Origin of the sequence: Chitinophaga sp., from assembly GCF_039596135.1 — a bacterium.
In the GTDB taxonomy this organism is placed as follows: domain Bacteria; phylum Bacteroidota; class Bacteroidia; order Chitinophagales; family Chitinophagaceae; genus Chitinophaga.
On record NZ_JBCNKH010000002.1, the window covers coordinates 186,091 to 206,011 of the forward strand.

16 protein-coding genes, 1 tRNA gene and 1 other RNA gene are annotated in these 19,921 nt (G+C 45.4%); 2 read left to right on the forward strand and 16 right to left on the reverse strand.

The genetic code is table 11. From position 1 onward, the window contains the following. Window positions 1-243: a hypothetical protein gene (locus tag ABDW16_RS02750; RefSeq protein ID WP_343667585.1), complete on the reverse strand. Its 243-nt coding sequence runs from the start codon at window positions 241-243 to the stop codon at window positions 1-3. Window positions 244-448: 205 nt separating this feature from the next. On the opposite strand from ABDW16_RS02750, the gene ssrA reads away from it, so the two are divergent. Further along, window positions 449-822, forward strand: a transfer-messenger RNA (tmRNA) gene (gene ssrA, locus ABDW16_RS02755). 34 nt (window positions 823-856) lie between these two features. Here ssrA and ABDW16_RS02760 read toward each other — a convergent pair. The 6 genes from ABDW16_RS02760 to ABDW16_RS02785 are packed head-to-tail and all read right to left on the reverse strand — an operon-like array spanning window position 857 to window position 8,603. Then, window positions 857-1,213: a YbaN family protein gene (locus ABDW16_RS02760; protein WP_343667586.1), complete on the reverse strand. Its 357-nt coding sequence runs from the start codon at window positions 1,211-1,213 to the stop codon at window positions 857-859. Then, entirely contained in the window at window positions 1,210-3,492 is a 2,283-nt protein-coding gene (locus ABDW16_RS02765; RefSeq protein WP_343667587.1) for a phosphotransferase, read from the reverse strand. The genes ABDW16_RS02760 and ABDW16_RS02765 overlap by 4 nt, the downstream gene beginning before the upstream one ends. Before the next feature lies 1 nt (window position 3,493). Next, window positions 3,494-4,258 (reverse strand): hypothetical protein, encoded by a 765-nt coding sequence (locus tag ABDW16_RS02770; protein WP_343667588.1) that lies wholly within the window; start codon window positions 4,256-4,258, stop codon window positions 3,494-3,496. After that, window positions 4,252-4,857 (reverse strand): hypothetical protein, encoded by a 606-nt coding sequence (locus tag ABDW16_RS02775; protein ID WP_343667589.1) that lies wholly within the window; start codon window positions 4,855-4,857, stop codon window positions 4,252-4,254. The genes ABDW16_RS02770 and ABDW16_RS02775 overlap by 7 nt, the downstream gene beginning before the upstream one ends. Beyond that, window positions 4,847-6,184, reverse strand: a complete 1,338-nt coding sequence (locus tag ABDW16_RS02780; RefSeq protein ID WP_343667590.1) for a nucleotidyltransferase family protein — start codon at window positions 6,182-6,184, stop codon at window positions 4,847-4,849. The genes ABDW16_RS02775 and ABDW16_RS02780 overlap by 11 nt, the downstream gene beginning before the upstream one ends. Beyond that, window positions 6,177-8,603, reverse strand: coding sequence for a PEP/pyruvate-binding domain-containing protein (locus tag ABDW16_RS02785; RefSeq protein WP_343667591.1), 2,427 nt, complete (start codon window positions 8,601-8,603; stop codon window positions 6,177-6,179). The genes ABDW16_RS02780 and ABDW16_RS02785 overlap by 8 nt, the downstream gene beginning before the upstream one ends. Window positions 8,604-8,709: 106 nt before the next feature. Here ABDW16_RS02785 and ABDW16_RS02790 point away from each other — a divergent pair. Continuing rightward, window positions 8,710-8,785, forward strand: a tRNA-Ala gene (locus ABDW16_RS02790). Window positions 8,786-8,793: 8 nt separating this feature from the next. Here the strand turns inward: ABDW16_RS02790 and ABDW16_RS02795 are convergent. The 9 genes from ABDW16_RS02795 to nuoG form a co-directional block, all read right to left on the reverse strand. Next, window positions 8,794-9,996, reverse strand: a complete 1,203-nt coding sequence (locus ABDW16_RS02795) for a WG repeat-containing protein (protein WP_343667592.1) — start codon at window positions 9,994-9,996, stop codon at window positions 8,794-8,796. 81 nt (window positions 9,997-10,077) lie between these two features. Further along, window positions 10,078-11,517, reverse strand: coding sequence for an NADH-quinone oxidoreductase subunit N (locus ABDW16_RS02800; RefSeq protein WP_343667593.1), 1,440 nt, complete (start codon window positions 11,515-11,517; stop codon window positions 10,078-10,080). After that, a complete protein-coding gene (locus ABDW16_RS02805) occupies window positions 11,514-12,980 on the reverse strand; it encodes an NADH-quinone oxidoreductase subunit M (protein ID WP_343667594.1) in 1,467 nt (488 codons plus the stop codon). Before ABDW16_RS02805 ends, ABDW16_RS02800 begins: the two co-directional genes overlap by 4 nt. Further along, complete coding sequence (gene nuoL / locus ABDW16_RS02810; RefSeq protein ID WP_343667595.1) at window positions 12,977-14,866, reverse strand: NADH-quinone oxidoreductase subunit L; 1,890 nt, start codon at window positions 14,864-14,866, stop codon at window positions 12,977-12,979. The genes ABDW16_RS02805 and nuoL overlap by 4 nt, the downstream gene beginning before the upstream one ends. A 7-nt stretch (window positions 14,867-14,873) precedes the next feature. Next, window positions 14,874-15,182: an NADH-quinone oxidoreductase subunit NuoK gene (gene nuoK / locus ABDW16_RS02815; RefSeq protein ID WP_343667596.1), complete on the reverse strand. Its 309-nt coding sequence runs from the start codon at window positions 15,180-15,182 to the stop codon at window positions 14,874-14,876. Continuing rightward, on the reverse strand, window positions 15,182-15,715 hold the full coding sequence (nuoJ, locus tag ABDW16_RS02820; protein WP_343667597.1) for an NADH-quinone oxidoreductase subunit J: 534 nt from the start codon (window positions 15,713-15,715) through the stop codon (window positions 15,182-15,184). Before nuoJ ends, nuoK begins: the two co-directional genes overlap by 1 nt. Before the next feature lie 13 nt (window positions 15,716-15,728). Then, a complete protein-coding gene (gene nuoI / locus ABDW16_RS02825; RefSeq protein ID WP_343667598.1) occupies window positions 15,729-16,244 on the reverse strand; it encodes an NADH-quinone oxidoreductase subunit NuoI in 516 nt (171 codons plus the stop codon). Window positions 16,245-16,256: 12 nt separating this feature from the next. Then, complete coding sequence (nuoH, locus tag ABDW16_RS02830) at window positions 16,257-17,204, reverse strand: NADH-quinone oxidoreductase subunit NuoH (RefSeq protein ID WP_343667599.1); 948 nt, start codon at window positions 17,202-17,204, stop codon at window positions 16,257-16,259. A 5-nt stretch (window positions 17,205-17,209) separates the two neighbouring features. Then, on the reverse strand, window positions 17,210-19,921 hold the full coding sequence (gene nuoG / locus ABDW16_RS02835; protein WP_343667600.1) for an NADH-quinone oxidoreductase subunit NuoG: 2,712 nt from the start codon (window positions 19,919-19,921) through the stop codon (window positions 17,210-17,212).

Consider the following 19,921-nt stretch of genomic DNA (forward strand, 5'->3'; position numbering starts at 1 on the left):
TTATGCAGCGCTGACTTTTGGTTCCAGTTTTAACATGCGTCTATCTATTTCATCCAGGCTGTATTCTATTTTTTCAAATCTCGCATCCTCAATTTCAAATTTGTGGTCAAATTTGATCTCTATTGAATTTAGTCTTTTTTCAAGTTTATCTATTCTGTTATTAACTGCCATAAACCGCAGGTTCAGCTTTTCTTCGATTGACCTGAGTGCACCCAGCACTATAGTAAATTGCGAATCAGACATTGTATTCTGTTTAATGGTTTATACTTCTAAATTTATCTCATTTTCCCTGGTCTTCCAAATAATAAACCCCTCAAGTTATTGATTACAAGTGTGTTATCGGGTTGATTCTTCCTTTCTCATTTTAAGCCGGCCGCAGGTCATTAACCACTAACATTTCATTTATATCTAAATATCCCTTAACTTTGTAAGCTGCGAAAGCAAATCTGGGGCTGCCCGGTTTTGACAGCATAGGTCTTTGAAAGTGTAAGCATGTCGTGCGTTGGATAATTAGCACGTAAATCTGAATACCCAAACTTCAAATGGCGAATCTAACTACGCCATGGCTGCCTAATCAGAGATTAGACACCCATTATAGCCGCCGCAAGCTGGCCGTCTACTCCAGCTGCCGCCGCCGAATCACAAATATGTAGAATAGGTACTCATGGTTTCTGTGAGTGAGTGCTGAAACAACAACGGATAAGGACAAGGTTGGTTAGTTATGCCCCTGCCGTGTCTCGAAAAAACAATGCATAAATAAGCATGTAGAAGCCTTTCGGAGGATGTGTTTGGACGCGGGTTCGATTCCCGCCAGCTCCACCATAAAAAAGCCTTGTACAGTTGTACGAGGCTTTTGTTATTTTAACATCCTGTAGATCAACATACTCCCTGCCAGTCCCGCCGCATTGATCACCACCATTACCCACACCTCCGGCCGTAATAACCCCTGCGCTACGATCAACGATACCCACAACTGCGAGATCACCAACCAGACCATACCCTTAGATACCCCTTCGCCATGGCTATACCTGGCTAATACCTTTCCCATAAACCTCCTCCTCAACAGCCACTGATAAAATCTGTCAGAACCTCTCATAAAAAACCATCCCGCAAGCAGAATGAAAGGAATCGTAGGTACTCCGGGCAGCAAAATACCTATATATGCCAGCAGGAGAAATACACACCCTAAAAACAGGTACATGTATTTTCTCATAATAGCGCTTCAATATGTGCTAACATGGAGAAGCAATGCTGCAATACCCTGTTGGGAAATTTCAACTTCATCAGGATCTCCGAAGCTTTGTAAAAGGACATCCTGCATACCAGAAACTCCTTCAATGCATACACATATCCTCCCACCCATGCCTTATCATTCAAATCCCTGCCCCATGCAGCCGCATGCACACCAATATATTTTATCACATCCTTTGGATCCGTCAGCACAAATGCCAGCAGCTCTACAATATCCCGATGTGGAATATTCCTGACCGCCAGCTCCCAATCATAGATGCACACCTCTCCATTTTTACGGATAGCTGCATTCCTCGGATTAAAGTCATTATGGATCACACATACAGGAAGTGTTGTCTCAATAGTCGTCAGGTCTTTCAAAAATCCATACAACCTTTTTAACGCTTCATTATCATCCTCCTTCACGATAATGTGAATTAATTTCTCATAAAGCGGCATCGACTGGGAGGGATCAAATTGTGGAATCAACTGTGCTGAAATATGATCATTGTTTAAATAATAATATTGATGAACAGCCGTAATACTAGCGATCATTTTCTCAATATCTGCTACCTGCCATAGCTCAGGTTTGTTTTCTGTATTAAAAAGATACATATCCTGTTCATGCAAAAACTCAGTGATCAGCAAATAAATTTCCCGCTCATGATGTTGCCTACTTCCATAGAAAGCCGGTGTTATGGAGAACCCATGCTGATTTAGATCCTCATACATAAATATCTCCTTCAGATGGCAATTGTAATATTCAGTACAATGCCGGTAATGATAGAGCAGATCAGACAACGCCGGGTCAATTGCAGCAGCCATACTATGCAGACCTTTGATCACATCTTCATCCATTGCCTTGGACTTGACCAGCAATGACAAATGGTACTGGTCATTCTGTGCCGTAAAAGGAAAGAAGCCTAATAGCTTGTTGCTGGTTTTCCCGGTAAGGTTTGTCACAATCCCATTTTCCATTTCCTTTTCTTCAAAACAAACAGAAAGGGATTTGTACGCTGCACAATATTGCCCCATGATGCTGTTGATGAGCTGTTCATTCATTTCGGATCTCGTCAGCCAGTTCACCGGTTTATTACGGCCCAGTTTTTCATGTGCTTTGGCAAACGCACCACTTACAATAGCCGCGCAGGTTGAAATCTCCAGCGATAAGGCAAAAGCGGCAATTAACTGTGCAAATCTCTCCAGCTTCCCTTTCCCGTAACAATGCATCAATTCCAGCATTTCCTTTTGCTTGGGTACAGAAGTACCCCCGCCTATTGTGCCTATCACCAGTGTAGGAAGGCAAAGTGAAATGTATAACCCATCTTTAGTTTTTTCTAAATTCAACATGCCTACAGACGATTCATGCAGGCAGCCCAGATCCTGTCCTGTAGCAGCAAAGATGGCTGCAATTGTATTGGCTACATTGATGTTATACCCAAACATCTTGTCCATCCTTGCTAACACCACAGAAGGCGCAAAACAACTTAGAATATCGTCCGAAGTAGTGCGTAGCACATTCACGATCACAGCTTCACAAAGGTGACATTCTGCTATCACATGCACGCCTCTTCCATTGGTAACAGAATGAGAGGAGATCTTTTTATCGGAAGAGCCATTGCCCTCAATAAAGTAATTAGTGATAGTGATGCCGGTTTCTGTTTCGAACAGCCCGACAATGAACAGCAGGGCATGCCATGTACAGGTAGTCGTCATATTCTGTCCGGAGGCATCTCCCGTACGATAATAAAACCTTGTATGCACCACGCTATCCACTATGATAGGCTCAATTGATAACAATGTAGCGTGATTGGAATATTTCTCTGCTTCCGTTTTAATAACCTGAAACTTTGCTGGTAACCAGTCAAAGAAGGCCCTTGCTTTAACCGGGGATGCAAAAAGCAACATGGGACAACGGCTCATTTTCTGATGCACGAATGTTGTTTTAATACCGCCACTCATGCTGGCGGCCTTTGCTCCTCTGTTCATACTTGCTACCAGTGCGCCTTCCAGGGTTGCAGCCCCTGTATATGCATATTCCTCTTTACCATCCGCAATATGTAAGAGCGGGCCCACCAGCCCAATAGGAATTTCAACAGAACCGATATAGGACTCTATCTTATTTTGTATATCTCCATGTAAAAGACCTGATGATGAAATGTGTTTGGTAGAGTAGCCCAGCTCGTGCAAATACTCATGACGGAGCCTGGTAGAATAGGGGCTTACCAAACCTCTTCCTGGAATAATGGGGTAGTTATTCATGTCAGTTATTTTTAGAGATGTCTTCCATTAGCGTATCATAAAATTTATCCAGCTGTTCGAAATGTGATGCATCAATGTATTCAACCCTTTCTGGAATGCCTGCAAATAAAGAATCATAGGTCTTGTCAAGCAAGGTAAGGACGGGTAATTGCTCATGAGGCTCTGCTACTTTTCTTGCAGAGATCCGGCTTAGTAAAAGCGCTGGATCAGCCTTCAGAAAGAATATCTTATCAGGCAATGCCGCTTTGAAGATTTCAGAGAGTGTCCCATTTTTAAATGCAGCGCCAATAAAATGGAAGATTTCCCCGGCATAATTCCCCTTGCTCTCAATCGGCAATAAGCTAACTATAAATGCAAGCAGATCGCTGTATGTAGCGTTATAATAATCCAGTCGTTCCAGCCCTGATGAGATTCGCTCACCATAGAATTTAGCGTAGATCAATGGATCAATAAGCGGATGTCTTTCCACGATCAGCACACGGGTTAGTGGTGTAGCAATCTCCTGCACCAGCTGGCCGTATAGTAGCATAGCACCCAGCAATGCGAGCGCTTTTAAATCACTCCAGTTCGCTTCATCTGCCTCCCTGCTCATCTGGTTTAACAGTTGTGCCTTCGTTTTTAAAACTGATGTTGCAGGCAAACTATGTTCATCAATATGCGGTAAATTGATCAGGGCCACGTGTGCCGGCTTTCTTTCCTTTAGTTTTGAAAATAGCGTGCTTTTCCCACAGCCATCTAATCCTGTAATGAGAATTGTCTTTAACATGGAGAAATGAATTGAATAGCCATAGAAGATAATGTAGGTACATCATGTGAAGCATCCAGTAAATACCAGTCTGGTTGTATATACCTTTCAAATTCCATCACCACCTTATTTTGAAAGTCAATGAAGTTTGCTGCCGTGGCTTCTCTGCACCCACATTCATATTTTGAGAACCGTGTCTTTCTTGCTGCACTCAATGCAGGTGCATGATGCAGATAAATGGTCTTGTCCGGAACAGGCATTCTGCCAGCCAGTTGTTTTTCTAATGCGGGATTGGCCCCCATCAATACTTCTGCGGAAAAATATTTATAGTAATAAGCATTGATCAGTAATAAAGGAGCATCTGATCGCAACGCCATATCCATAGCTGCCTCCATGGCATGTGCCAGGAACAGGAGCCGTGCATCGGCAGAAAGCAGACACAAATAATCATCAATATCTTTTTTACTGGTAAAGATCTTTGCCGCCGGATTGGCCAGCATATCCCAGATACTGACCTCATATGCCTGTGGACATTCTTTCTTTATACCATCTACCAGCGTAGATTTCCCGGAGCCATCAGCTCCTGTAATGCAAATAATGCGTCTTTCGTTATTGTACATTGCTTACAACTTTCTTTATTTTGTCAGGATCAATATTGTGCTGACGCAGGTAATCAAAATAAGATGCCCTGGGAAAAACATAATTCACAGGTGAAAGCATTACATCAAAGAATAGCTTTACAAAGAGTAGACAAGTCACCTGCCAGCCTACTTCCTGGGCGATGAGTGAAAATGAGAACCAGGGAGCCTGCAACCTTCCTTTTAGCTTGTTGATAATAGTTGGTTGATGAAATTTATCTATGAATTTCAGGCTATGCTCCTTATCCGGGAAGTAGATCATACGAAGTACCTTCCCATAGAAATAAATGCGATGATGGAACTTGGGGAAGAGATTCAGATAAATGACATTCTTTTCGATATCCTGAAAATAGTCGTGATAAGAAAAGTGGATATCCCCCGTATCGGCAAACATCGCTTTCCTTTTGCGTAAACGCCGCCCAATAAATGAGGACTTCTTCAATGATAGCTCATTCAGCCATGCTGGCGGCATCTTTCCCGTACATAACTGACACATCTCTAACGTAAAAAGGAACTTTTCCCTCGCATTCGACTTTTCGATCAGCTCAAAAAGGGCTGCTTCATCCCAGGTATTAGCTGCGATCAGGTTATACACATCCATACAATCCCTGATCCCGCATTTATAAATACCCATGTGCAATACCAGGTGTAAAAGATTGTATGCAGGAGAAAGCTGCTTACAGGGAATCCCTTCAAACGTAAATGGCAATGCCGTATCCCATGTTTCCTGGATATTCACCTTGTGTGGTGTGGTAGGTGATTTTAACCCCCACTGCGTACCGATGATACACTTGAAATCCGGACTGATAAAAGGAATGGCAGTATGGCTGAACGTTGTTTCCTTTTCCTTTTCACCACTCCATCCAAACCCTAAAGGAATAAACCCAAGGTCAAGATAGATCCTGTGAATTTTACCCCAGTCTTCTTTCCGGATCAGGATATCAAAGTCATTCATCTTTTTATATCCTGTATCAGCATAAATAGTATGTGCAAACAAATTGCCTTTCAAAATAATAACGTCGATATTGTTTTCATGGAAGGCTTTCAGAAAGCGGGCGGCAATGGCATTCCGTTGCTCATTTTCTGATTTGATCTTATTATAAGCGGCTTCGAATTGCGCATTAGAGAATGCTTCCAGCCCATGTCTTTTGAGCTGGATACATATCCACGGGGCCATTTTCCATTGATAGCAATAGTCAAAAAAGGCATTTGTATCCGTCTGCAAAAGTTGCTGTCTGCAAAATGCCTGCTCTGCCGGGGTAATATCTACCTGACTTAATAGTGCGATTGTTTTGAAGAGCTTATTCATGGATGCTTAATCTTTCAATAGAGCCGGTTGCTCCATTCATTTTAATAGTTTCACCATCCCTTATCGTTTGAGTGGCAGTTGTGGCGCTTACTATCAGCGGGATCCCCATTTCCCTGCATAAGATGGCGGTATGAGACAGCAGGCTGCCTTTTTCGGCGATCAGCCCGCCAGCTCTGGCAAATAGTCCTATCCATCCGGGTTCAAAGAAAGTTGCGATCAGGATTTTTCCTTCCACATCTAACCCATGGATGTTCTGACTATGTACCAGTAATGCTTCTCCTGTTACAATGCCGCTGCTACAGCCTGTTCCTGAAAGTGCCTGATCTGTTATAGCTGCCTTCTCTATAGCAAAAAACTGCTCTCCGATCTGGTGGAACCTTGTTGGTTGATATGTGGTTTGATATACTGCGTATGCTTCTTTTCTTTCACTGATCAACGTTTGATAACTACTGTTCAGCTGGGGATTCATTAATTCTTCGAATTGCAGGTATAATGTGTCTCCTTTTGTTGTGATACTGCCTTTCTCCAGCAACCGTTGATCCATTGCTCTGAAAATCTGCCTGGCCATGGCAAATGATTTTGTCCTGATAAACCGGAAGTTTTCTCTGTCGCGTACACGGTTGATAGTGAATACTAATCCTTTTCGTAATAACCAACGTTTAACAGGATGATATTGTTTTAATCGCTGCACATAATCAAAGGGTGTTGATGGTGCGCGTGGTTGATAAGGTATAGATAAATTGGCTTTTAAGAGACTGATAAATTTCGTTGGGTCTTCGCGATAATTCACTGTTTCCATCTTCATTTCCCCATCATCACAGCGTTCGCCATATTTGTCCAGATAAGACATAATCAATGCATAATATGCCGGATACGCCGTTTGAATAAGCAGAAGGGCTTCGCTGCTCTCTTGTTCCAAAATAATGTTCTTAACAGCTTCATGTGCATGCAGCTGACGGATCAGCTCCTGTAATGCACGCACAATTTCTACGGAAATGACATCTCCAATACCGCTAATAGCATCATTGAGCAGATCAGGAATGATCTTTTTAAAGCCATTGTAAGACAGCATGGCAAAGAACCCATTGATCATGGGAGGATACCAGTATCTGCTCAATGCGGATGCCAGCTGATCATGCAGGGCTATTAATGCTTCATGAGAGCCCAGTGGTGTTCCTTCAAATAAGGATAGCGTCTGATGATATTGTGCGAGATATTTTCGTTTATAATAACCAAAGAAAACAATACTCTTCATCAGGTTGAAGAACAGCTTTGCATATACAAGAGGAGAGAAGCGCGTAGCCGGTTTACTAAACTTTGCATCCGCTGCTCCCATCATTTTCGTAATCAGCCGGCTGGTCTTTCGTCCAAAGGGCAACTGATATAACAGTTGTTGCCATGCTGTAATATTATAATACATGCCGCCCTGGATAGTCCCCAGCATATTTTGAAACAATTCATTATTCCTTGCTACAAAGGATGCTCCGGCCCCTAGGAATCTGGCCATACTAATATATGCCCTGCTATAGGAATAGCGCATATAAGAACTGGTCAATGGTAAGGTCACCCCTGGATAATTGATCGATAAGTTAGAATTGTCCCACACGATATATGAACCTTTGGGTATGAGGGCGGTGATCGGCCTCACCTGCAACCAATATACCTTGCCAGCTGCAATGGTAAATTCTGTATCTACCTCGTATCCTTTAAGCTCCTTTAGCCAGCGCAATTGTTCTCTTATCGTATTCAAGGCAGGCGCCGCTTTTTGAAACAGTTCCTCACTACTCCATGTCACGTCTTTATATTCGCCTTCAAATACCTGCCCGTTGTACATTTCCTGTGTAGACAGTATCGTTACCCTGGCGGCAGCCAGGTCTATGCTCATCCCATTTTCTTCCCCTGAAACCAGCCTGAAACCAGCACCGGGAATAATATTAACCATTGGATTTTCATTATCCTGGTCCAGCGGATTTACTGAAAATCCTACCCCGGCGATCTCTCCCTGCACCATTTCCTGAATGATCACATGACAACCAAATGCTTCGCCTTTATGATAAGCAGAAGACTGCACCTCCTTAAATCCTGTTATCACTTTCGCTAGCGCAGCCGGTAGTGCTTCCGCTTTGCAGTTGAGCACTGTTTGAAACTGACCTGCATACGATTGTGCAGTGCCGTCTTCTACTTCAGCACTGGATCGTAATGCCCATAATGTATGGGGATCAGGATGCTCACGGGTTATCCACTCATGAAAAAGCTGTTCAGGCGTAAGCTGCCCTGCAATTATCGCTTGAATAGATCGGTCGGGTATGATATAATAAGGAGGGACATGAAAGCTGTTTTTGGTTAAAAAAATAAGTCCATCGGCTTTGCCTCCGAAAGACCCTTTGGGGAGGTCTGAGTGCGAATAATAGGTGCACATTAAAAGGGTTGATGTGGTGGTAATAATCAGTACGGTGGTCTATCTTATTAAAGATAAAAAAAATCACTGTCCCGGAAAAAAGAATTAATAGAATTATTATACGCCTGGGGAATTAGCTCAGTTGGCTAGAGCGCTTGCATGGCATGCAAGAGGTCACCGGTTCGACTCCGGTATTGTCCCCGTTTCCTTTTTACCTCCCCACTCCCGGAATATATATCCTCCCATTATGCATATTCATATAACCTTTCTTCCCATCCGGCATTTCTACCAGATAGGCTTCCGCCTCGTAATTAGCATAATACACCCGTTTAAAAACAGGTTGGCTCAGCACCCTCCAGTCAGGCTTAATTAATCCTTCCTTGCCATTTACCTGGGGAACATAGTAGCCGCCTTCATTTCGGATGCTATCATAAATACAAGGTAGTAACACATCTCCTTCCGGTGCTATCAACCCGGTTTTACCGTTTTGCACCACCTTCAGCAGCGCTTTCGGTTGCCTGGTTTCATCATAGTAGAACTTTTCAACATTGTTATAACCAGTCAACAGGAACTCCTTGTCAGGCTTTACCGGTGAATTTAAATAATTTCGTTTTTCATAAGTGACCTTCCAATCGTTGCCTTCCCCTTTTGATACATACATGCTCATATAGCCAACATAGGGATCGTCAGAAATAGCTGCCTCGTAGTTCATAGAAGCGGATTCGTTCTGTGTCAGTATAGCAGCATTTCCCGGTCTCACCTTGCCATCGGCAGTGTAAGAAAACACTTGATCTCCTTCAATGGCGTCAAAGGCTCCCTGGCTTTTGTATACCAGGTGATCATATTTGATGGGCGCAATAAGAGCGCCGGTGGTAAGATTTAATACACCATATTTATCCCCCTGCTGCACCATACCTTCATAATAACCAGTGGTAACAAATCCAACCTCATCATACCCCTGCTTATTGATCAGCTGACCGGTAACCATATTCATGAAATACCATTTGGCACCAATACTTACTGGCAGTATGGCCGGATTATCATGTTTGCTCTCTTTCCATTTGTTAAATCCAATACCAGAAAGCTCTTTACCAGTACTTACATCTACCAGCCGGAACTTACCTTTCAACCGGGCGGCTGCAGTGAAACCTTTGATAATGTAGATGGAATCATAACGGCAGGGTGTTATCGCCGCACCATCAATCCCTATGGAACCGTATAAGCCACCTTGCTGCACAATGGCAATCTTTTCTCTGAAAATCCAAAACTCAGCATCATACTTTGGTTGAACCACTACCTGGTTGCTATCGTTAACAAGGCCCCATTTATGGCTGTCGTAATAAGGATATTTTCGGGATTGCGCAAAGCTTTGAATGGTAAAGAGAGTAAGGAGTAAGTAAAAAACTTGTTTCATAGATTGGGCTTATTTGTAATGCAATATACTGCATGACAAATAAAATCTATTCACAGACCGGAGCTGACTAAAAATCAATATCTAATGCAACGATAAAAAAGCCCGTATGCCCTGTAATGTAAACCCCGGAAATAATCCCAGCCAGCATATCAGCCCTGCCATGATCACTAATGTTACATAAGTGGAGACATAGAAAAATGGGTGTACCGGCTCGGGAATTGCCTCTGTAGATACTGTTGTGGAGAACAGGGCATTAATGACGCGCAGATAGTAATAAAGACCGATCACACTGCTTAGTACCAGCACTATCAATGGTAACCAAACGGATTGATGTACACCCGCTGAGAGTACAAAGAATTTCGCCAGAAAACCGGCTGTCAGTGGAATGCCAGCCAGCGATAACAGCGAGATTGCCAGTATGGTAGCTATGATAGGTCTTTTCCACATCAGCCCATCGTATGTATGCAGATCTTCCGCATCACGTTGCCTGGAAGACATGAGAATGATCACCCCAAAGGCAGATAATAAGGTAACAGCATAAGCAGTCAGGTAGAAAATGGCGGCTTCAGTACCCGCATCATTGCCCGGAAGGAATGCTACGAGCAGATAGCCGAAATGCGCTATTGATGAATAGGCCAGCAGGCGCTTCAGGTTGCGCTGTTGCAGCGCCAGTATATTACCCGTTACCATAGAGGCAATAGCGATCACAGAAAAGATAGTGATAGCCAACGGATACTGCTGCAGATGAATGCTTTGTGCAAATCGGAGCAACATTGCAAATGTACCTATCTTGGAAATGGTGGCAATGAATGCTGTGACGGGAGAGGGAGCACCCTGGTACACATCTGCCGCCCATAGGTGAAATGGTACCAGGGCCAGTTTAAATCCTATAGCTACGGTAATAGTACCCAGCCCCAGCAGGAATAAAGGCGTTGATCCTATCAATGCCTGTTGTGCTGCAATATCGGAAAACTTCATACTGCCAGTTTCCATGTAGATGAGCGCCATTCCAAACAGCAGGAAGGCGGAGGACAGTGCAGCCAGTACAAGGTACTTCATACCAGCTTCCACTGCATTGTTCCTGTTGCGCAGATAGGCAATCAATGCATACAAGCTCACGCTTAGTAATTCCAGCCCGATGAACAGGGATATAAAATGTTGACTGATAGTCAGGATGGCAGCGCCAAGTGTGGCAAGGAAAAGGAGTATATAATATTCTTTGGGGTTCTCTTCCCGTTCTTCAAAATAGATATACGAAAATAGCCCTATTACCAGCACCGAAAAAATGATCAGGCCCGTGAATACCGCTGCCTGCCCATCTACAATAAAAAGTGGTGGTATCTCCTGTGGCAGTACATCCCTTACATACCAGGTGGCAAAGACAACGAGGCACATCATCAGGAAGCCTACTACCTGGATAACGGTATGGCTTAAGCGGAAAGCAATCAGCAATATTAAAACGATGGATGCCATTGCCAGCACCATAAACGGAAGCAGCGCAGATAATTGTAGCTCATTCATGGAGTAACGGATGAATATTTAGATAAATGTTGCACGGTATCGATAACAGGTTGCGGAAATAATCCCAGGACCACTATACTGATGCTCAGCGCGGCCATAATAAGCAGTTCCCTGGTGCTGATGTCTTTTACCGGCTCTGTAAAATGCTGCTGGCCCATAAATACTTTCTGCAACATGCGCAGGGAATATATAGCAGAAAGGATCAGACCGAGTGAGCCAACGATGCTGAATACCGGATGACTGGCAAATGTTCCTAACAGCACAAAGAATTCAGCTATAAAGTTGCCCAGTGCAGGAAGCCCGGCAGATGCCATGGTGAACAGTATCGCTATGCCCCCCATTGCCGGCATAGCCGTCCACATGCCACCCATGCGGTCGATATCTCTTGTATGCAGTCTTTCCTTTATCATACCCGCCATCACGAAGAGGGCGCCTGTGCTGAGACCATGGGTAAGAATCTGCATCACAACTCCCTGCATGGCTATGTTATTGAAAGAGAAAACACCTACCAGCACAAAGCCCATATGACTCACAGATGTATACGCGATCAGGCGTTTGAGATCGGTTTGTGAAAAGGCCAGCAGTGCACCATAGATAATACCTGCTACGCCGAACAATATCATTACGGGTGCAATGGCTACAGCACTTTCCGGAAAGAGTGGCAATACAAAACGGATGATGCCGTAAGCGCCCGTTTTCAATAATAAACCAGCCAATATAAGGCTACCTGCTGTGGGGGCTTCTCCATGTGCATCGGGCAGCCAGTTATGGAAAGGTACTACCGGTAGTTTAATGGCAAATGCGATGAGGAATCCCAGCATGATCCACTTCGCTATAGCAGGATCCATTGCTGTATGTAGCAGGCTGAAATAGTCGTACGTGTATTGGCCCGTCTGGTCGCCATGTACGAAATATAAGGCCAGTATAGACAACAGCATCAGCAGGCTGCCTACCTGTGTAAATATGAAAAACTTATAACCCGCATAACGCCGGCGGGCATCCCCCCATAAGATGATCAGGAAATACATCGGTATCAGCATCACTTCCCAGCAGAAATAAAACAGTATCATATCCATGGCAACGAACACACCACTGATACCTGCCAGCGTCCATAAGAGGTTAAAGAAAAAGAAGCCCGTTTTTTCCTTAATCTCCTTCCATGAACAAAGCAGGGCCAGGATACCCAGGAAAAAGGTAAGGAGCAACAATACATGGCTGAATCCATCCATGGCTACATGGAAACTGATGCCTAACGCCGGTATCCAGGTTGCCCGGTAATTGATATACCAGGAAGTATTATCCGGGAAAGCCTTGTAGACACTAAAGAGCCAGCACATGATCAAAAGATCAGCGGTGACAGCGAGCAGGGCTATCCATTTTGCCAGCAGGGGCGATCTTTGTGCCGCCAGCCAGCTTAATATGCCTCCTGCCAGTAATATGCATATGATCCATATCAATATCATAACAGTAATTGTAAGGTGATGATAAACAGGATACCTATCAGCACACCTGTTACATACCATCGCAAGGAGCCATTCTGCGATACAGAGAAGATCCTGTTGAGATAGAGGTTGGCATTAGCGATGGCAGTATACAGTTTATCGGATACATCAGATTTATTAATGCCGGTAATGAACAGAAAGGGCCTTACCAGCAACGTGTCATAGAGCTGGTCGAATTTCCACCCTTTGTACAGGAAATGCCTTATGTTCATCAGGTCATCAGATTGTTTCCAACGTATGAGCAGTTCGCTTTGTCCGTAGTACAATACATAACCGGTATAAATGCCGAGCAGGGACACCACTACGGCAATAAACTGGAACACTATTTCTGGTGGCAGAACACTCTTCAGTGTAGTGGCAGGTAATGCCTGTTGTACCAGCCCGGAGAATAGTGAAACGTGCAGTATGTTATGCGGCCATTCTATCCATCCAACTGCTACTGAGAAGAATGCCAGTATGACTAAGGGAATGGTCATTGCGCTGCCCGGAAGATGCCCCGGTGTTGTTTTCATATCTCCCCAGAAAACTACCAGTATCAGCCTGGTGGAATAAAATGCTGTAATGAAGGCCCCCATCAATGCTAATATCCAGAGTACGGGATGGCCGCCATTGGCACTCCATGCATACCAGAGTATCTGGTCCTTACTAAAGAACCCTGCAGTAACCAGTGGTAAAGCAGCTAATGCTGCTGCTCCTATTGTGAACGTATAGAAGATGACAGGCATCTTCTTTCTAAGTCCTCCCATTTTAAAGATGTCGTGTTCATGGTGCAGCGTTTCTATCACCGCACCAGCCGCAAGGAATAAGAGGGCTTTAAAGAACGCATGTGTGAAGAAGTGAAAGATAGCAGCACTCCAGGCGCCTACACCCAGGGCCAGGAACATATACCCGATCTGGCTGATTGTAGAATAAGCCAGTATTCTCTTAATATCCGTCTGCACCATGGCACTGCAGCCCGCAATGAACAGTGTTACGGCTCCTATGATGGCAGTGACCTGCATCGCAATAGGGGAGAGCTCAAACAGGATATGCATTCTTGCTATCAGATAAACTCCCGCTGTTACCATGGTAGCTGCATGGATCAATGCACTCACCGGCGATGGACCTGCCATTGCATCGGGCAACCATGTCTGAAGGGGAAGTTGTGCAGACTTACCGATCCCGCCCGAAAGCAGCAATAACGCGATCAGTGTAACGGAGGCAGCCCCACTGCTGAATTGCTGGGGGGCCTTTGCCAGTATATCAGGAATGTATAATGTTCCCAGTTCTTTGAAAAGGAGAAAGAGACCAATGATCATGGCAGTGTCACCGATACGGGTGATCACAAATGCTTTGTTCGCAGCCCGGTAATTGGCAGGTGTTTCATACCAAAAGCCGATGAGCAGGTAACTACATAGTCCTACACCTTCCCATCCAAGGTACATTAATACCAGGTTGTCTGCCATTACCAATGTCAGCATGGCGCAAACGAATAGGTTCATGCTGGCAAAGAAGCGGGCATAGTCCCTGTCTGCATGCATGAAAGCAATGGAGTAAATATGGATCAGTGCCCCTATGAATGTAATGATGCAGATGAAGACAAGCGACAGTGCATCCATACGCAGGCTGATGTTTGCAGATAGCTTATCTGTATGGAACCATTGCCATAACACCTGGGTGTATGCACCTGTTTCCGGAGGCGATTGCAGGAAACGGGCACTGATGAACAATGCAATAAGTGCAGAAGCGCAAATACTGCCAGCCCCGATACCTGCAATGAGGCTGCGGGACAGATGTTTACCCGCCATTGACAACACCAGGAAACCCAACAGGGGCAGGAGTGGTATCAGATACAGATACTGTTGCATATAAAACTTAATCTTTTAGTTCTTTGAGTTCTTCAACATCCAGCGTCTTGTGCTGATGCTGGATCTGTAGTACCAGCGCCAGTGCAACGGACACTTCTGCTGCTGTCATAGCAAGTATAAACAGGTACATGACCTGTCCATCCGGCTGCTGCCATCGGGAGCCGGCAGCTACAAAGGCCAGTCCCGCGGCATTGAGCATGATCTCGATAGAGAGCAGCATGAAGATGATATTCTTCCTTGTGAGTACACCTGCCAGTCCCAGTACAAACAGGATAGCGGCGACTATTAATACTGTATGTGCATGAAGCGTTGACATCAGTTCAGGTTTGGATATGTTTGAAGGAACCTGTGCAGGCTCTTTTTCTTGTGTTTACCAATATGTGCTGCTCCTACGATGCCCGTCATCAGCAGGAATCCTATCAGCTCTACTGCTATGATATATTCGCCGTACAGCGATAAGGATACCTGTTTCGGTGTGACTACAACAGCAGGCATTTCTGTAGGCACATCCTGCAACAGTAATACCGCCATTTCTGCCAGTAGCACCAGCGAGAGTATAGATGGGCCAAGCCATGCCCGCAATTGCAGCCATTCTTTCTCCTGTTGAGCGGTCTGCTTACCAAGGTTAAGCATCATCACTACAAAGATGAAAAGCACTACAATGGCGCCTGCGTAAACAATCACCTGCAATGCTGCTGCAAAAGGAGCACCCAGCGAAAGGAATGTAACCGCAAGTGCCAGGAAGGACACTACCAGGTACAACAGCGCGTGGATAGGTTGATAACGTGTGATCACCATTACGGTAGACAGGATGGCAATGAATGAAGATATATAGAAGACCAGTGACATATCCTTTATATTTTCAGGGTAATAAGCTTTTAATATCTACCGGGGCTTCTTCATTTTTCCCCTTGCCTTTTTCCTTCACGCCCGCATCAAGACCTGCCACGTTATAAAAGTTATAACCGGGATATTTCCCTTCGCTGTTTATCAGCAGGTCTTCCTTTTCATACACCAGGTCCTGACGTTTGTATTCTGCCATTTCAAAATCAGGGATCAGCTGGATGGCGTAAGTAGGACATGCTTCTTCACAGTATCCGCAGAAGATGCAACGGGAAAAATTAATGCGAAAGAATTCCGGGTACCTGCGGCCTTCTTCGTTTTCCGTAGCCTGTAGCGCTATACAATCCACCGGGCATGCAGCTGCACATAGATAACAACCTACACAGCGTTCACCTCCATCAGGATCTTTTGTGAGCACGATACGTCCCCGCCATCGCGGATACATGGGCACTTTTTCTTCCGGATATTGCACAGTAGCCTTTTTCTGGAAGAGGTGCCGAAAGACCAACCACATTGTGCGCAGGTGACTAATCATTATTATATGTTTTTAAGATTTCAGCCAGAGTGCAATTGCACCGGTAACCATCAAATTGAGCAATACCAGTGGCAACAGCAGTTTCCATCCGTATCCCATCAGCTGATCATATCTGGGGCGGGGCAATGAAGCACGCATCAGTATAAAAACGCCGATGAAGAAAAATGTTTTCAAGAAAAACCAAACTACCGGAGGCAGGAACGCAGGTCCCAGCCATCCACCAAAAAACAGTGTGACCGTCATTGCAGAGATCAATGAGATACCCAGGTATTCTCCGATGAAGAACATCCCGAATTTCATCCCGGAGTATTCTGAGTGGAATCCGGCTATCAGCTCACTTTCTGCTTCCGGTATATCAAAAGGCAGGCGATGTGTTTCTGCAAGGCCTGCAATAAAGAAAATAACGAAGCCGATTGGTTGTGTAACCACAAACCACAGGTGCTGCTGTGCGGCTACAATGTCTGTCAGATTGAAAGACTTACTCAGCATCACCACACCCATCAGCGAAAGGCCCATGAACACCTCATAGGCAATCATCTGGGATGCACCTCTTAATGCACCAAGCAGGGAGTATTTGTTATTGGATGCCCATCCTCCCAGTACAATGCTATACACACCCAATGAAGACATTGCCAGAAAGAATAGCAGACCCACATTCAGATCCGCTACCACAATGCCTGGTGCAAAAGGTATGATAGCAATCCCCATCAATACACTGGCCACTACGATAGCAGGAGCGAGAATGAATACCCATTTATCTGCAAAGGGAGGAATCCAGTCTTCCTTAAAGAAGAGCTTCAACGTATCTGCCAGTACAATGAAAAGCCCCAGCGGCCCCGCGCGATTAGGTCCCAGCCTGTCCTGCCACAAGGCAAGCAGCCTGCGTTCCACCCATATCAACCCTGCGGCTATATTCAGGAATACGAAGAGTACACCTAATACGATCCATATGTGTTGCATTACAGTCATACGATTACAGTTGAGAGGTGCACCCATGCACCCCAGGTAAGCGCTTCCATACCTGTCAGTCCTGCCGGCACCAGCATAATGCCATCAGGCAATGATTCGTTTATGGCGAGCGGGAATGCGTATGTTTTTCCATCGGTCTTTACGCTCACAGTGTCCCCATTCTTTAACTGGGCCTGTTCTGCATCGCGTCTGGATAATGAGACATAAGGTGCAGGAGATTGTGAGGCAATCCCTTTTGTGTATACACTTAACTCGCCGGAACCAAAGATGTGATACTGTGGCAGCAGCATCCATTTGCCGGCCCGGGACTTAAATGCATCGGGGATGTCTTTTGTGAATACAGGTGGTGCAGTGGTTTGTTCAAACAGCCGGATACCAGGATCTCCTCCTTTTAATGCACCGCCAGCTTCTTCCTGGTACCTGGTTACAGACTGACCGGAGTTCCAGCCGGGTGCCCAGAAGAAAGGAATAAGGGGCGAAGGTGGCAAGCCTCTGTATCCTTCCATTGTATATGACAGCGATGAGTCGTCGTCCTGCAGCGGCTTAGGCTCGCTTACGGTCAGGTTGGCCAGCATAGCTGTACGGCCGCTATAGCGGTGTGGTTCGCGTGGAATACGGGCGCCATGGATACGGAAATCGTGTCGTGGCGCTACCCTGGATACACCTGCAAATTGTGGAAACCTGGTTTCTAATGCCACCAGCAGATCTTCCGGATGTTTTTCGTGGCCGTTGGCAGCAGTATTTAGCATTGCCTTGATGTCATAGAGCCATTTGAAGCTTTCTCTGATCTCACCGTTTGCCGGCATGAATACCTGGCTACTGCGTTGTGCACGGGCTTCATTATTCACGAAAGTACCGTCGGCCTCGGCGAATGTAGCAGCGGGAATCAGCACATGTGCTTTCTCCGTTGTACGATTGTGTAGTGCATCAAGAACAACGATATGTTTACACCTGCTGAAGAATGCATCTGCCCTGGCTGCCGGAATACAACGGTAAAGATCGTTTTCCAGGATGATAGCAGTAACGTTGTTTGTAGTGTTTTGTATATCGGCAACTGCTCTGTCAAAGGAGGATGCACGCGTCATGGCAAGGCCCATGCTGTTACTGTCCTGCATCACAAATGCCAGACCTGCCTTCTTTTCATTCATGTCAAGCGCCGCAGCAATATCAAATGCAGCCCTGATCAGCGCATTGTTCCAGCAGGATGTACCGGTGATAATCACAGGGTGTTTGGCTGCCTGCAGGGCTTTACTGATGGTAGCAGCACTGGCAAGGAGCTCTTCTTCGGCATGGGGTACTTCCGGCAGTGAAGGATTGAGTAGGTGCGCTATTGCAAAACCAAGTCTTGCTATGTCATCCGGTGCAGCCTTCGTGGTAACTGCCGATATCTCGTCAAGCGGGGAGGGCAGCAGGGTCACGTTAGCCAGAAAGCCTTTATCTTCCTGCACCAGTTCTTTGATGGCCGCATCATGCCAGGTAGGAATGGGCAATTGTTCTGTGGTATGTGTGGCAGCTGTCTTCATGACTGACTGACGTACTGCCAGCGCCATAACAGGGGCGGTATTCCAGATATCTTCACCTAATACCAGGACTGCATCTGCCTGTTGAATCTCATTCAGAGAAGGTGTGTGGATACAACCAGATTGGAGAATGTCCACTATTTTCTGTTCAACATATACAAGGTCGTCCGGTATACCCTGGTAAAAGTTTTCTTTACCTACCAGTTCCATAAGGGCATAGTTACTTTCAAGGGAAGCTCTTGGCGAGCCGATACCGATCAGGGCATTGCCCGTTACCAATGTACGCATGTACTGTAACACGGTGTCATGTCCCACCGCTTCTATGGGTTGGTTGCGGATGAGTGGTTGTGTGATGCGGTTTTCGCTGTTCACAAATTCATACCCGAAGCGTCCTTTGTCACATAGAAAATAGCCGTTCACTTCATGGTTGTACCGGTTTACAATAGTACGCAGCTGCCCATAGCGCTCGCCGGCAATCGTATTACAGCCAAGACTGCAATGCTGGCAAACAGAAGGTCCATTGGTGAGGTCCCATTTACGTGTATAATGTTCTTTCAGGGTCTTGTCTGTAAATACACCGGTAGGACATACTTCCACCAGGTTGCCACTGAAGGGGCTTTCCAGTATACCATCCTTTTCCCTGCCGAAATAAACATGATTATGTGCGGCAAAAACATTGAGATCTTTTCCGCCCGCATAATCGTGATAAAAACGTACACAGCGATAACATTGAATACAGCGGTTCATTTCGTGATTGACGAGAGGACCCAGGTATTGGTTGAGATAGGTGCGTTTATTGAAGTGATAGTGGCGGTAGTTATGCCCTGTCATGACAGTCATATCCTGGAGATGGCAGCAACCACCCTCATCGCATACGGGGCAGTCATGCGGATGATTGGTCATGAGCCATGCTACTACCTGTGAGCGAAAAGTTTTAGCTGTTTCATCGTTGACAGAAATAAGCATTCCGTCTTTTACACCTTCCATGCAGCTCATGACCAGGCGACCACGGGTGTCTTCTTTATCTTTGAAGACTTTTATTGCACACTGACGGCAGGCGCCAACACTTCCCATGGCAGGGTGCCAGCAAAAGTAGGGCAGGTCAATTCCCAGGCTCAAACAGGCTTCCAGCAGGTTTTTACCTGCCTTTACATCAAAAGGTTTGTTATCAATATAAATTGTAGGCAT